General features: G+C 70.2%; 14 protein-coding genes and 1 tRNA gene. 5 read left to right on the plus strand and 10 right to left on the minus strand.

Annotated elements, in window-relative coordinates; all coding sequences use genetic code 11:
- Position 1 precedes the first annotated feature (1 nt).
- Both ABL310_RS08320 and ABL310_RS08325 read left to right on the plus strand, forming a co-directional pair.
- The gene (locus ABL310_RS08320) at positions 2-712 is read left to right on the plus strand and encodes a hypothetical protein (protein ID WP_349371212.1); all 711 of its coding nucleotides are present in this window, start codon (positions 2-4) and stop codon (positions 710-712) included.
- A gap of 8 nt (positions 713-720) precedes the next feature.
- Positions 721-1,185 (plus strand): hypothetical protein, encoded by a 465-nt coding sequence (locus tag ABL310_RS08325; protein ID WP_349371213.1) that lies wholly within the window; start codon positions 721-723, stop codon positions 1,183-1,185.
- Positions 1,186-1,194: 9 nt separating this feature from the next.
- On the opposite strand, the gene ABL310_RS08330 is transcribed toward ABL310_RS08325, so the two are convergent.
- Positions 1,195-1,899 (minus strand): SDR family NAD(P)-dependent oxidoreductase, encoded by a 705-nt coding sequence (locus tag ABL310_RS08330; RefSeq protein WP_349371214.1) that lies wholly within the window; start codon positions 1,897-1,899, stop codon positions 1,195-1,197.
- Between the two features lie 94 nt (positions 1,900-1,993).
- Entirely contained in the window at positions 1,994-3,526 is a 1,533-nt protein-coding gene (locus tag ABL310_RS08335; protein WP_349371215.1) for an acyl-CoA carboxylase subunit beta, read from the minus strand.
- 163 nt (positions 3,527-3,689) lie between these two features.
- Between ABL310_RS08335 and ABL310_RS08340 the strand changes: the two genes are divergently transcribed.
- Both ABL310_RS08340 and ABL310_RS08345 read left to right on the plus strand, forming a co-directional pair.
- Positions 3,690-3,992 (plus strand): hypothetical protein, encoded by a 303-nt coding sequence (locus tag ABL310_RS08340; RefSeq protein WP_349371216.1) that lies wholly within the window; start codon positions 3,690-3,692, stop codon positions 3,990-3,992.
- Positions 3,989-4,420: a type II toxin-antitoxin system VapC family toxin gene (locus tag ABL310_RS08345; RefSeq protein ID WP_349372022.1), complete on the plus strand. Its 432-nt coding sequence runs from the start codon at positions 3,989-3,991 to the stop codon at positions 4,418-4,420. Before ABL310_RS08340 ends, ABL310_RS08345 begins: the two co-directional genes overlap by 4 nt.
- A 14-nt stretch (positions 4,421-4,434) precedes the next feature.
- Here ABL310_RS08345 and ABL310_RS08350 read toward each other — a convergent pair whose 3' ends face one another.
- The 7 genes from ABL310_RS08350 to ABL310_RS08380 all read right to left on the minus strand — a co-directional run bounded on the left by ABL310_RS08350 (position 4,435) and on the right by ABL310_RS08380 (position 10,561).
- Positions 4,435-5,226 carry an ATP12 family protein gene (locus ABL310_RS08350; RefSeq protein WP_349371217.1) on the minus strand — a complete coding sequence of 264 codons (792 nt, stop codon included), beginning with the start codon at positions 5,224-5,226 and terminating at the stop codon, positions 4,435-4,437.
- A 53-nt stretch (positions 5,227-5,279) separates the two neighbouring features.
- Complete coding sequence (locus ABL310_RS08355) at positions 5,280-5,963, minus strand: HAD-IA family hydrolase (RefSeq protein ID WP_349371218.1); 684 nt, start codon at positions 5,961-5,963, stop codon at positions 5,280-5,282.
- A 1-nt stretch (position 5,964) separates the two neighbouring features.
- Complete coding sequence (locus ABL310_RS08360) at positions 5,965-6,258, minus strand: hypothetical protein (protein ID WP_349371219.1); 294 nt, start codon at positions 6,256-6,258, stop codon at positions 5,965-5,967.
- A 55-nt stretch (positions 6,259-6,313) separates the two neighbouring features.
- The gene (locus ABL310_RS08365; RefSeq protein ID WP_349371220.1) at positions 6,314-7,576 is read right to left on the minus strand and encodes an RluA family pseudouridine synthase; all 1,263 of its coding nucleotides are present in this window, start codon (positions 7,574-7,576) and stop codon (positions 6,314-6,316) included.
- A 257-nt stretch (positions 7,577-7,833) separates the two neighbouring features.
- Complete coding sequence (locus tag ABL310_RS08370; protein WP_349371221.1) at positions 7,834-8,472, minus strand: class I SAM-dependent methyltransferase; 639 nt, start codon at positions 8,470-8,472, stop codon at positions 7,834-7,836.
- Entirely contained in the window at positions 8,469-9,380 is a 912-nt protein-coding gene (gene rpoH, locus ABL310_RS08375) for an RNA polymerase sigma factor RpoH (protein ID WP_349371222.1), read from the minus strand. Before rpoH ends, ABL310_RS08370 begins: the two co-directional genes overlap by 4 nt.
- A gap of 200 nt (positions 9,381-9,580) precedes the next feature.
- Positions 9,581-10,561, minus strand: a complete 981-nt coding sequence (locus tag ABL310_RS08380) for an RluA family pseudouridine synthase (protein WP_349372023.1) — start codon at positions 10,559-10,561, stop codon at positions 9,581-9,583.
- Between the two features lie 208 nt (positions 10,562-10,769).
- On the opposite strand from ABL310_RS08380, the gene ABL310_RS08385 reads away from it, so the two are divergent.
- Positions 10,770-10,845, plus strand: a tRNA-Glu gene (locus ABL310_RS08385).
- Positions 10,846-11,457: 612 nt separating this feature from the next.
- Here the strand turns inward: ABL310_RS08385 and ABL310_RS08390 are convergent.
- Positions 11,458-12,390, minus strand: a complete 933-nt coding sequence (locus tag ABL310_RS08390) for a LysR family transcriptional regulator (protein ID WP_349371223.1) — start codon at positions 12,388-12,390, stop codon at positions 11,458-11,460.
- Between the last annotated feature and the right edge of the window lie 5 nt (positions 12,391-12,395).

The following is a 12,395-nucleotide window of genomic DNA, read 5'->3' on the forward strand; positions in this document are numbered from 1 at the left end:
GATGGAAGAGGATGAGGATTTCCTATCGCTGCCATCGTCTCGGGCGGATAAGGCGGCTGACATTGCACTCGCCGCGCTCGCGGATCTCGTGCAGGCGCTGATGCCGATTCCGGTTTCCTCGACCATTGGAGCGTTCTTGGCGCGGGCAAAAAAGAAACGGTTGGATGACGCATTCGAGACACTCGTGAAATTGATAGAGAGCGGTCGGTTGGATCTCAGGGACGAGCCGAGCATCGAGCACCTCATCCCCCGAGCGATGGTCTATTTCGAAGCCGCCGAACGAGGTGAATACCATCACAATCTAAGAACATTAGGAATGCTTCTTGCGTGTATGTCGCCTGCTGATTTTGGAGGCAATTCGATACGTCAGGCCGCGCGGCGAATAGAAGCCATGACATTCGAGCAGCTTGAGTTTTTGGTGCTTTTAAATTGCGTTTTCGCTGAAAAAGAAAAAGAGATTGATCACGACGTATATTGTGTGATTGAAGACCACGATGTGGTTCGATTCGAAGGGAGGGAATATACGCCGCCAGAGCAGAGAGTTAACAGCTTTCTTGCTGATTTGCTCTCAAGAGGGTTGTTGTCCGTGCGTTCTGGTCCAGCGCGTGTCGGAGATATTATCGGAGGTCTGAATTACCGCCGAACCGATGCCTTCTTCGAGATTATCGACGCGGCTGCGTCTACGGTTCATGACCTAAAGCGAAGCGGCTGAGCAAGAGCATGGACGCGGACACGAAAGATCGGATCGCGAAGAGCCTCGTCGGAGCCGGCGCGCCGATCGTCTGCTTCCTGGCGGGACGTTCGGCGCTGCGCTACGCGACGCAGATGGCGCGAGATCCGCTCCCGCGGGCGGGTTATGCGTTCGGCCCCGACTTCGGCGACCATTTCGCGCGTGCGATCGAAGAGAATCCGGCCATACACGATGGCGCCGTCATCGTCGTCCGCGAGTCGGGTGCGCGGTATGCGATACTGGGGTGGTCCTTCCGCCTCTTTCCGCCGCCTGCAGACGTCTTCGAAGCCGTCAATGTCGGCTCGGCCCACAATAGCTGCTTGCACATGTCGGCTGTGTCGGGCGTCGACTTCGTCGTCAAGCCCACGGATGTCAGTGCCGTTCTCTTCGAGCACGGCCGAGCCCGGACGGTCGAGCCGGATCTGGAGCCTGCTTTCGGCCTGGGCCGACGCTGACCCGCCCCCTCACATCTCCAGCCGCTCCCCGTCGTAGTTCCAGAACCCCCCGGCCGTCTCTCCGTCGAGCCGCTCCACCAGCCGCATCAGCCCCGCGACGCTCTCCTCCACGTCGATGTCCGCGCCGGGGCCGCCCATGTCGGTCCTGACCCAGCCGGGATGGCAGCTCGCGACGTGGATGCGCTCGGGGGCGAGGTCCGTGGCCAGCCCCTGCATCAGCTTGTTGGTGGCGGCGCGGGAGACGCGGTAGGGCATGGTGCTCGACTTCGCCGCCTCGTGCGAGCCCATGCGGCTCGAGAAGAGCAGCGCGCGGGCCCGGCCCGTTGCGGCGACGGCGCGGGCGAGCGCCGGGCGGAAGGCCTGGACCGTGCGGAGCGTGCCCAGAACGTTGACGTCGAACACCTCCCAGTAGAGGCCGGGGTCGGAGCCGATCGTGTCCGGCGTGCGCTCGCCGATGATGCCCGCGCATGAGATCAGCACGTCGAGCGGCGTGTCGCCCAGCGCGGCCGCCGCTGCGGCGAGGGCGTCCGCGTCGCGGACGTCCGCCTCGAACAGGACGAGGCGTCCGGAGCCCAGCGCGTCGGCGAAGGTCGCCGGCGCGCGGGTCGCGTCGCGCATGGTGCCGTAGACGCGCCAGCCCTCGCGCAGGTAGGCCTCCGCCAGCCCGCGCCCGATGCCCCGTCCGACACCCGTGATCAGCACCGTCCCGTCCATGCCGCCCTCCGTTCCGCGGCGCGGATCATAGCGCGCGGCGCGGCGAGGTCGAGCCGAAAAGCCGCGCGCCGGGTCCGGTCGTCTCCGCCGCTCGTCAGAGCGGCAGGTTGTCGTGCTTCCGCCAGGGCTCGTCGAGCTTCTTGGCGCGCAGGAGCGCCAGCGCCTTGGCGATGCGCCGGCGGGTCGAGTGGGGCATGATCACCTCGTCGACATAGCCGCGCTCGGCCGCCGCGAAGGGGCTCATGAAGCGGTCCTCGTATTCCTTGGTGCGCGCGGCGAGCTTCTCGGGATCGTCCGCGTCCTGGCGGAAGATGATCTCCACCGCGCCCTTGGCGCCCATCACCGCGATCTGGGCGGAGGGCCAGGCGTAGTTCACGTCGCCGCCGATGTGCTTGGAGGCCATCACCACGTAGGCGCCGCCATAGGCCTTGCGGGTGATGACGGTGACCATCGGCACGGTGGCCTGGGTGAAGGCGAAGAGCAGCTTCGCGCCGTGCTTGATCAGCCCGCCGTATTCCTGCGCCGTGCCCGGCAGGAAGCCCGGCACGTCGACGAAGGTGACGATGGGGATCGAGAAAGCGTCGCAGAAGCGCACGAAGCGCGCCGCCTTGCGGGAGGCGTCCGAATCGAGCACGCCGGCGAGCACCATCGGCTGGTTGGCGATGACGCCCACCGTGCGGCCCTCGACGCGGCCGAAGCCGGTGATGATGTTCTTCGCGTAGCCTTCCTGGATCTCGAAGAAGTCGCCCTCGTCGAGCACCTTCAGGATCAGCTCCTTCATGTCGTAGGGCTTGTTCGGATTGTCCGGCACCAGCGTGTCGAGGGAGTGCTCGAGGCGCTCGGCGTCGTCGAAGCTCTCCCATTCGGGCGGGCCGTCGACGTTGTTCGCGGGCAGGAAATCGATCAGCCGGCGGATCTGGAGGAGCGCCTCGACGTCGTTGTCGAAGGCGCCGTCGGCGACGGAGGACTTCGTCGTGTGCACCTTGGCGCCGCCGAGCTCCTCGGAGGTGACGCTCTCGTTGGTGACGGTGCGCACCACCTCCGGGCCGGTGACGAACATGTAGCTCGTGTCCCGCACCATGAAGATGAAGTCCGTCATGGCCGGCGAGTAGACGTCGCCGCCGGCGCAGGGGCCCATGATGACGGAGATCTGCGGGATGACGCCCGACGCCTTGACGTTGCGCGCGAACACCTCGCCATAGCCCGCGAGCGCGGCGACGCCCTCCTGGATGCGCGCGCCGCCGGCGTCGAACAGGCCGATGACCGGGGCGCGCATCTTCAGCGCCATGTCCTGGATCTTGATCATCTTCTGGGCGTGCGCCTCGGAGAGGGAGCCGCCGAAGACGGTGAAGTCCTTGGAGAAGACGAAGACCGGCCGGCCGTTGATGGTGCCGTAGCCGGTGATCACGCCGTCGCCGGGGATCTTGTTGTCCTGCATGCCGAAATCGGCGCAGCGGTGCTGGACGTACATGTCGAGCTCCTCGAAGGAGCCCTCGTCCAGGAGGAGCGCGATGCGCTCGCGCGCGGTGAGCTTGCCGCGCTCGTGCTGAGCACGGATGCGTCGTTCACCTCCGCCGAGCCGCGCCTGCGCGCGGGCGTCCTCGAGCCTCTCCAGGATGTCCTTCATCGACGCCTCGTTCTCAACCGATGCCGTGTCGAGGCGGCTTAGCATGCGCGGGGGGACAGGGGGAATGGGAAGAAAGGGGGAGGGGGACGGGCTCGCCTCTCCTGCGCGGCTTGCGCGCCGCGGCTTTCGCACTTATACCCGGACATATGTCCAGGAGAGAGACGTGACGGATTCCCGCGATCGCGCCGTTGCGCGCTACCGGGCCCGCCTCGAGGAACGTGGCGTCGCCCGGTTCGAGGTGCTCGGGCGCAAGTCCGATCGCGAGCTGATCCGCAGCCTCGCCCGCCGGCTTGCCGAGAGCACGCCGGAGAGCGAGGAGCTCCGCAGCGTGCTCGGGCGCGCGCTCGAGCCCGAGGGGGGCGAGCCAGGCGGCATCTACAGAGCGCTGCGGGAGTCGCCCCTGGTGGGCGCCGATCTGGATCTCTCGCGCCCCTTCGAGCCCGGCCGCGACGTCGATCTCGGCTGATGCGCTTCCTCATCGACACCAACATCGTCAGCGCCGCCATAAGGCCGCAGCCGCCGCCATCGCTGGAGACATGGTTTTCCGAGCGCCGCGACAGCGAGCTGTTCGTGTCCTCCCTGACGGTCGCCGAGATCCAGCGCGGCATTCTGCAGATGCCGCCCGGCAAGAAGCGGAGCGCGCTCGAGGCCTGGTTCGCGGGCCCGAAGGGGCCGCGGGCGCTGTTCGCTGGCCGAATCCTCGCGTTCGACGAGGCCGCTGCGCTCGTCTGGGCGCGGCTGATGGCGGAGGGTACGGCGCGGGGGCGGCCCCGGAGCGGCCTCGATACGATCATCGCCGCCGTCGCGCTGGCGAACGGCTGCATCGTGGTCACAGACAACGCCAAGGACTTTCCGGAGCTGGACGTCGTCAATCCGCTCCGCCCGATCTCCTGAACGGATCTCCCCGCTCACCCCGCCTCGCGATACAGCAACGCCGCCGCCTCGAACTCCCGCCGCCGCGCCTCCCGGCGCTCCGTGGCGATCGCGTCGGCGCCCCAGACGCGCTCCTGGTGGAGCTCGTCGACATGGGCGGCCTCCCACGCGTCCTCCGCGGATAGCGCCGCGTCCGCGACCGCGAGCGCGATCAGCGCGGAGCCGGTGAGCGTCGTCATCACGTTGAGCGCGGCGAGCGCGAAGGGGGAGGTCTCGCGGGAGACGCGCGCCGCGACCGCCTCCAGCGCCTCGCGCGGCTGCTCGACGAACATCACGCCCTCGGCCAGGAGGAAGCGTGCGGCGTAGCGCTCGCGGGCGAAGGCGAGGACCGGATCCCAGGCCTCGGCCTGCGCCGCGACGAGCTTGTCCGGCTCGCCCGCGCGGTAGCAGACGAGGTCGGAGCCGGAATATTTCACCACCTCCTCGGCCACCGGCTCCATGGCCGCGCCCACCGCGTCGATGGCGACGTTGAGGAGCCGGGTGAGGGGCATGGTCTTCGGGTCGATGCGCTCGCCCTGCGCCTCCCATTCCGCCGCGAGCGCCTCGCCCGCGCCGCGGGAGGGCGCGACGAGGGGGCGCTTGCCGGGCGTGCGCGCGGGGCGTCCGTCGAGATGCAGCGCGAAGCCCCGCTCGTGCGGCTCGGCGCTGGCGCGCTCGTAGAAACGCTTCGGCAGCTCGGGCGTCAGCGCCTCGCGCGCCGCCGTCCGCGGGTCGCGCTTGGGCTCCCCGGGCTCGGGGGCGAGATCGCGCCAGAAATCGTCGGGCATGGTCGTCCTTCCAGCGTCTCACATAGGCCGCCGCGCTCGCGGCGCAAGCGCGATCACGGCCGCCAGAGGGCGTCGAGCAGCGGCACGATCTCGGAGAACCGGTCGACGATCGCCTGCGCCCCGCGATCGCGCAGGGCGCCGACGCCGTGGAAGCCGTAGGAGACGCCGATCGCGGCGATTCCCGCCGCGCGGGCCATCTCCATGTCGAAGGTGGAATCGCCCACCATCGCCGCGTCCCGCGGCTCGACGCCGGTCTCGGCGAGCGCCTGCCGGATCATGCCGGGATGGGGCTTGGACGGCGCGTCGTCCGCCGTCTGTACCGTGGCGAACAGCCCCTCCCAGCCCTCGCGGGCGACGAGGTGGTCGACGCCCCGCCGGCTCTTTCCGGTGGCGACGCCGAGAAGCACGTCCTCGCGGCGGGAGAGCGCGGCGAGCGTCTCCTTCACGCCGGGATAGAGCGGCTCCTCGTAGGTGGCGTCCGCCCGCAAGCGGGCGAACACCTGGCGATAGGTCTGCGCCATCGCGTCCGCGAGCTCCGCCCCGGGTCCCTCCTCCTCGTCGAGGAGCACCCGGAAAGCCTCCGGCAGCGACAGGCCGACGATGGAGAGCGAGCGCTCCCGCGTCGGCGGGGGCAGCCCGTGCGCGCGGAAGGTCCGCACCTGCGCCTCGACGATGATGGCCTGGCTGTCGACGAGCGTGCCGTCGACGTCGAGGATGACGAGGCGCAGGCGGGACATCTCAGTCCTCGTCCTCGTCGTCCTCCTCGAGGCCGTCGATCGGCACGAGGAACATGACGACGGGCTCGTCGTCCTCCTCGGCGTCCTCGTCCATCTCGGCCTCCTCGAAGGCCTCGATCTCCTCCTCGGTGGAGGCGCGCACCTTGAGCGGGCTCTCGCCGTTCCAGATCTGGCGGCCCTCGCTCTCGAGCTCGATCATCTCGTCGGCGAGGCTCTCGAGCAGCTCGCGGGCTTCCGCCTCGGGGGTGGCGTCGGTGACGGCGATGGCGCGGCCGTCGATCTCGAGCGTGAACATGGCGATTGCGTCCTTTCGGCCTTTCTCGACCGGTCTGGGGGAAGGGGTGGGTCTCTCACTCCTCCGGGGCTTCGACGATCGGATCGTAGGCGTCCGTGTCGAGGCCCAGGAGGTTGAAGGTCTGCTGCATGTGCGGCGGCAACGGCGCCGTGACGTCGATGGGCCTGCCCGTGCGCGGATGCGGGATGACGATCCGCCGCGCCAGGAGATGCAGCCGGTTCTGGATGCCGCCGGGCAGCTCCCAGTTCTCGACGTTGAAGTATTTCGGGTCGCCGATGATCGGATGCCCCACCGAGGCCGCGTGGACGCGCAGCTGGTGGGTGCGGCCCGTCACCGGCTTCAGCGACAGCCAGGCGAGCTTCTGCGCCGACTGCTCGATCACGGCGTAGTAGGTCAGCGCGTGCTCCGCCCCCTCGTCGCCGTGCTTGGCGACGCGCATGCGGCTGTCGCCATCGGGCAGCATCTCCTTGGCGATGTAGGTCGAGATCCGGCCCTGGCGCGTCTTCGGCACGCCCGCGACGATCGCCCAGTAGACCTTGCGCGTCGCCCGCGAGCGGAAGCTCTTGGAGAGCACGCTCGCCGAAAAGCGCGACTTCGCCACGACGAGGCAGCCCGCCGTCTCCTTGTCCAGCCGGTGGACGAGGCGGGGCTTCTCGCCCTTGAGGTCGCGCATCGCCTCGAGCAGCCCGTCGACGTGGCGCGTCGTGCCGGACCCGCCCTGGGAGGCGAGGCCGGCGGGCTTGTTCAGGACGAGGACGTCCTTGTCCTCGTAGAGCGTGATCGAGCGCAGGAACTCGGCGTCGCCCTCGTCGCGCGCCGTCGAGCGCGGGCGCTGCTCCTCGAGCTTCAGCGGCGGCACGCGCACGCTCTGGCCCGCGGCGAGGCGCTCGTTCGGCTTCATGCGCTTGCCGTCGACGCGCAGCTGGCCGGTGCGGATGATGCGCTGGATATGGGTGAAGGCGAGCTGGGGGAACCGCGCCGACAGGAAACGGTCGAGCCGCATCTCTCCCTCGTCCGGCTCGACAACGAGCGTCTGGATGCCGGTGGCGAGGGTCGCCGTCGCGGCGTCCTTCTGGACGCGCTTCGGGGGAAGCTTGGGGGAGGGGAGGGCGGCCTTGCCGGGCCCCTTCGGCGCCGCCGTCTCGCGCTGGGCAGGCTTCGCCGCGCCAGGCTTGCCGGCTTTCGCCGCCGCGGGCTTGCCGGCCTTCGCCGCCGCAGGCTTCCGCGGCCGCGCGGCGCCGCCGCCCGCGCCCGGGGCGCGCGCGAGCTTGCGCGATGTCTGGCGGGGACCGCCGCGGGGTGATCTCGTCTGCGTCATGGGCGTGGCTCTAGCACCGCAACGAGCCGGCGGCAAACGGGTTCGGGGCGCTCAGCGGGGGGGGGGGGGGGCGCCCCAACCGCGGCCGGAGTGCGCCCGTCGGCCTCCTGCGGCGTCGGTGCGAGCGTGAGGCGCGGCTCGAGCGCCATCGCCCAGGCGAGCTCGGCGATGCTGCGCCGATCGAGGCGGCCCTGCCGCTCCTCGCGCGGCTGCGGGCGAACCTCGATGCGGAGCGGGACGGGGGTGAGCGTCCCGGCTCACACCCTCTGCAACAGGCTCGCCTGGAACCGCTGCTCGCTGCCCCACGGGGTGCGGTGCACGATCCGCCGCGCGTCCCTCAGCGCGAAGCCCGCCCCCAGCGTCGCGGCGAGGTCGTCGGGATCCGTGCGCTGCACGGGCAGCCCGCTGCAGCGCTCGGGACCGTCGGCGGCGAAGGTCGCGATCAGGGCGTGGCCGCCGGGGCGCAGGGCGGAGGCGAGCCGCGCCAGATAGGCGTCGCGCGCCTCCGGGTCGACGAGGAAATGAAACGCGGCGCGGTCGTGCCAGAGATCGTAGGACCCCTCCGGCGTCCACGTGGTGACGTCCGCGGCGACGAAGCGCACCCGCGCCCCGTCCGGCCCGAGCCGCGCCCGGGTGCGGGCGAGCGCCGTCTCGGAGAGGTCGAGGAGCGTGATCTCGGGGACGCCGCGCTCGAGCAGCGCATCGACGAAGCGCGAGGTGCCCGCGCCGATGTCGATGACGGTCTCCGGCGCGAGCCCGGCGGCGTCGATCAGCGCGAGCGAGGTCTCCGCCCGCGGCTCGAACCAGCTGAGCGCGTCCTCGCCCTTCTCGGAATAGACGCGCTCCCAATGAGCGCGGCGGGATTCGGCGCTGGTCGACGCGGGCTCGTCGCTCACGGCGCCCGCGCGTCGGTCAGCTCTCGGGGCCGGCCCGGGGCGGTCTCGAGGGCGGCGACGTTCTTCTTGACGGCCTCCTGCACCTTCTCGAAGGCGCGCACCTCGATCTGGCGCACGCGCTCGCGCGAGACGCCGAACTCGGTGGAGAGGTCCTCCAGCGTGATCGGATCGTCCGACAGGCGGCGCGCCTCGAAGATGCGGCGCTCGCGCTCGTTGAGCACGCCGAGCGCCTCCCGCAGGGCGGCGAGCCGGTTCTGGCCCTCCTCCTGCGCGGCGAGGAGCGTCTCCTGCGAGGCCGAATCGTCGACGAGCCAGTCCTGCCACTCGCCCTCGCCCTCCTCGCGCAGGGGCGCGTTGAGCGAGGCGTCGCCGCCCAGCCGGCGATTCATGTCGATGACGTCCTGCTCGGTCACGCCGAGACGAGTCGCGATCTCCTTCACCTGGTCGGGGCGCAGGTCGCCCTCCTCCAGCGCGGAGATTCGGCTCTTGGCCTTGCGCAGGTTGAAGAACAGCTTCTTCTGGTTCGCGGTCGTGCCCATCTTCACGAGCGACCACGAGCGCAGGATGTATTCCTGGATCGCCGCCTTGATCCACCACATCGCGTAGGTGGCCAGCCGGAACCCCTTGTCGGGCTCGAAGCGCTTGATGGCCTGCATCAGGCCGACATTGCCCTCCGAGACGACTTCCGAGATCGGCAGGCCGTAGCCGCGATAGCCCATGGCGATCTTCGCCACGAGACGCAGATGCGAGGTGACGAGCTTGTGCGCGGCGTCGGAATCCCCATGTTCCCGCCAGCGCTTGGCGAGCATGAATTCCTCGGCCGGATCGAGCATCGGAAACTTGCGGATCTCGTCCAGATAGCGGGAGAGACCGCCTTCGTTGGCGAGTACGGGCAGCGCGCCAGCCATGTGTTCTCCTCCTTCGGCCCCCGCGAAGGGCGGGCCCTACGCGGCCTCCTCCGGACAGCCGCGCCATCCCTCGATATAGGACGCGGCTCGCTGGATTTGAAGATCGGGCGGACCCGAACGCGTCCGAGGGTAACGCATGTGTGAAAAAAGGTTCGCCGACACACGCCGAATTTACCGGCGACGGGCGGTCGCGGCGCCCGTCAGGCGCCCTCGAGCGCCGCGACGAGCCGCGCCATGTCCGCGGGCGGGGGGCGCTCGAAGCGAATCTCCTCGCCCGTGCGCGGATGGGCGAAGCCCAGCACCTCGGCGTGCAGCGCCTGGCGCCCGAGCGCCGCGAGCGCCTCGCGGGCCTCCTGCGACAGCCGCGTCGCCTTGGTCTTGAACCCCGCCCCGTAGAGCGCGTCGCCGAGAAGCGGATGGCCGATATGCGCCATGTGCACGCGGATCTGGTGCGTGCGCCCGGTCTCGAGCGCGCAGCGCACGCGGCTCGCCGCCGGCGCGCCGTCCGGCCCGTCGTAGGTCTCCTCCACCTGCCAGTGGGTGATCGCCTCGCGGCCCTTGGCGAGCGGCACGACGGCCATCTTCTCGCGATTGGCGGGGCTGCGCCCGATCGGCGCCTCCACCGTCCCGTGCGGCCGCGACGGCACGCCCCAGACGAGCGCGACGTATTCCCGCTCGAGCGGGCCCGTACGGCCGTGGTCGGCGAATTGCGCGGCCAGCGCCTTGTGGGCCGCGTCCGTCTTGGCGACGACGAGGAGGCCCGACGTGTCCTTGTCGAGCCGATGGACGATCCCCGGCCGGCGCACCCCGCCGATGCCCGACAGGCTCTCCCCGCAATGGGCGATGAGGGCGTTGACGAGCGTGCCGGTCTCGTGCCCGGCGGCCGGGTGGACCACGAGGCCCGGCGGCTTGTCGATCACGACGAGGTCCGCGTCCTCGAAGACGATGTCGAGCGGGATGTCCTCGCCCCGCGGCGTGGCCGGCAGGGGAGGGGGGATGGTCAGCGCGAGCCGGGCGCCGTCGGGCACCTTGGCGGATGCGTTGCCGGCGGGGCGCCCGTCGAGCGTCGCCCGGCCGGTCTTGATCAGGTCCTGCACCCGCGCCCGCGAGAGATCGGGAAAGGCCTGTGCCAGCACCCGGTCGAGGCGGTCCGGCGGGCCGGCATGGACATGCGCGCGCACCTCCTCGCCGGCCGATTCCTGCGCCGCCTCGTCCGGACCGAGCACGTCCTCGTCGTCGGGCCCGATCTCGGCGATATCTCGCAAACCCTTGTCCTGTCCCAAAAATCCTCGCTCCCGGGCCGCCGGCCCGAAGTTTTTTCGTTTTTCTGCGCCGGGGGGCTTGTGCCGCCCGCGGCGTCTGGATATACGAACGGCCTCGCGCCGGCCAGCTCCCTTCGTCTAGCGGTCTAGGACGTCGCCCTCTCACGGCGAAAACAGGGGTTCGAGTCCCCTAGGGAGCGCCACGGCAGCGAGCTTTCCTCCAGCACCGAGCCTTTCGGCCTGCCGCACCGGCCGGGCCGTCGGCTCCGTGCCGGGGCGCCGATCTCGACGCGTGGCGCCCGGGAGGGCTCGGACCTCGACGGCGCCTGAAACCATCGGTTCGCGTCGAAGTGGGACGAGCAGGCTCGCGGCGAGCCCGGGCCGCCACGCGTCGTCGCCATCACGAGGGACGAACATCGCCCCGGCTCTGCGAGCCGGCTTTCACAGAGGCGCAGCTCCCGGGCGACGGCGAGGTCGATCACGACGGCGACGTCGCGCATCCGCGCGACGGGGAGGTCGCCGGGCGCCGTGCCGTGGAGGAGGATGCGCTCCGCCTGTGCGCCGGCGAGCCGATCGACGTCGTAGGAGCGCGCCGCCACCGAGATCAGGGCGCGGGGCTCGCGGACGAGCCGCTCGTAGGGGCTGAGCAGCGGGAGGCCCTCGGCGAGGGCCGCGTCGCACGAGCGACCTCAGTCGCCGAGCCCGCCCTTCTCGCATGGGAAGGCTCGCACGGATGCGAGCCGGGAGCCGAACGCGATCCTCCACCGTCCGCCCGCGAGACGCGCGCGCTCGCGCCCGCTCCGGCCGGACCGTGCCTAGTCTCGGGGACGGCTGGCGGCGATCCAGTCACCGCGATCGACCGCGCCTCGCGCCATGCGCTCGATCAGCTCCCTCATGGTCTCGCGCAGATGGGTCGGCTGGTCGGCGATCCGCGACAGCATCATCAGCGTGCGGACCGGCGTCGGCTCGACGATCGGCCGAGCCGTGAGCACGCCCGCCTTCAGCTGCTCGCGCACGAGCACCTTGGGCGCGATCGTGCAGGCGAGACCCGTCTCCAGAGCGCCGAGCGTCGCGGCGATGGAGGCGAGCTGCAGGCTGGCCTTGCGCTCCAGCCGCGAGAAGGTTCCCGATCGATCGCTCAAGGCGCGAGACAGGGTGTTCGACCGCAGCAGCGCCAAGGGGAACCGCGCGATCTCGTCGAGCGCGATCGGCAGCGTCCCCTCGCCGATCAGGGCCGGCTTGCCGATGCAGAACAGCTCCTCCTGAAGCAGCGGCCTGCGGTTCGTGATCTCGTCGGGCGGCGGATTGTAGACCAGCGCCATGTCGGTCTCCCCGGCCACGAGGTTGGCGTAGGCGATGCCGGACAGGGCCTCGATGAGGATGAGCCGCACCTGCGGATGGTCCCGCATCACTGCGCCCAGGAGCTCGGTGCCGATCACCTTGATGACCGAGAACGGCATGCCGATCGCGATCTCGCCGACGAGATCGACGCTGGCCGAGCGCAGGTCGTTGCGCGCCTGCTCGATCGAGCGAAGGATGAAGCGGGCGTGCTCGTAGAGCCGCAGGCCGGCGGCGGTGGGCTCCATCCCGCGCGGCTTCCGCACGAAGAGCGCAGTGCCGAGCTCCTCCTCCAGCGCGACGATGTGGGCCGAGATCGCCGATTGCGCGACGTTGCAGTGGTTCGCGGCGTGAGACACGTTCCTGTGCTCGCATACCGCCTGAAAGTAGCGCAGCTGTCGAGCATCCATCGACG

Origin of the sequence: Salinarimonas sp. (genome assembly GCF_040111675.1) — a bacterium.
Classification (GTDB): Bacteria; Pseudomonadota; Alphaproteobacteria; order Rhizobiales; family Beijerinckiaceae; genus Salinarimonas.

What these genes read in the sequence shown, in the direction of transcription:
- ABL310_RS08320 (WP_349371212.1), top strand. Translation starts at nt 2, where the DNA reads ATGGAAGAGGATGAGGATTTCCTATCGCTGCCATCGTCTCGGGCGGAT.
- ABL310_RS08325 (WP_349371213.1), top strand. Translation starts at nt 721, where the DNA reads ATGGACGCGGACACGAAAGATCGGATCGCGAAGAGCCTCGTCGGAGCC.
- ABL310_RS08330 (WP_349371214.1), bottom strand. Translation starts at nt 1,899, where the DNA reads ATGGACGGGACGGTGCTGATCACGGGTGTCGGACGGGGCATCGGGCGC.
- ABL310_RS08335 (WP_349371215.1), bottom strand. Translation starts at nt 3,526, where the DNA reads ATGAAGGACATCCTGGAGAGGCTCGAGGACGCCCGCGCGCAGGCGCGG.
- ABL310_RS08350 (WP_349371217.1), bottom strand. Translation starts at nt 5,226, where the DNA reads ATGCCCGACGATTTCTGGCGCGATCTCGCCCCCGAGCCCGGGGAGCCC.
- ABL310_RS08355 (WP_349371218.1), bottom strand. Translation starts at nt 5,963, where the DNA reads ATGTCCCGCCTGCGCCTCGTCATCCTCGACGTCGACGGCACGCTCGTC.
- ABL310_RS08360 (WP_349371219.1), bottom strand. Translation starts at nt 6,258, where the DNA reads ATGTTCACGCTCGAGATCGACGGCCGCGCCATCGCCGTCACCGACGCC.
- ABL310_RS08365 (WP_349371220.1), bottom strand. Translation starts at nt 7,576, where the DNA reads ATGACGCAGACGAGATCACCCCGCGGCGGTCCCCGCCAGACATCGCGC.
- rpoH (WP_349371222.1), bottom strand. Translation starts at nt 9,380, where the DNA reads ATGGCTGGCGCGCTGCCCGTACTCGCCAACGAAGGCGGTCTCTCCCGC.
- ABL310_RS08390 (WP_349371223.1), bottom strand. Translation starts at nt 12,390, where the DNA reads ATGGATGCTCGACAGCTGCGCTACTTTCAGGCGGTATGCGAGCACAGG.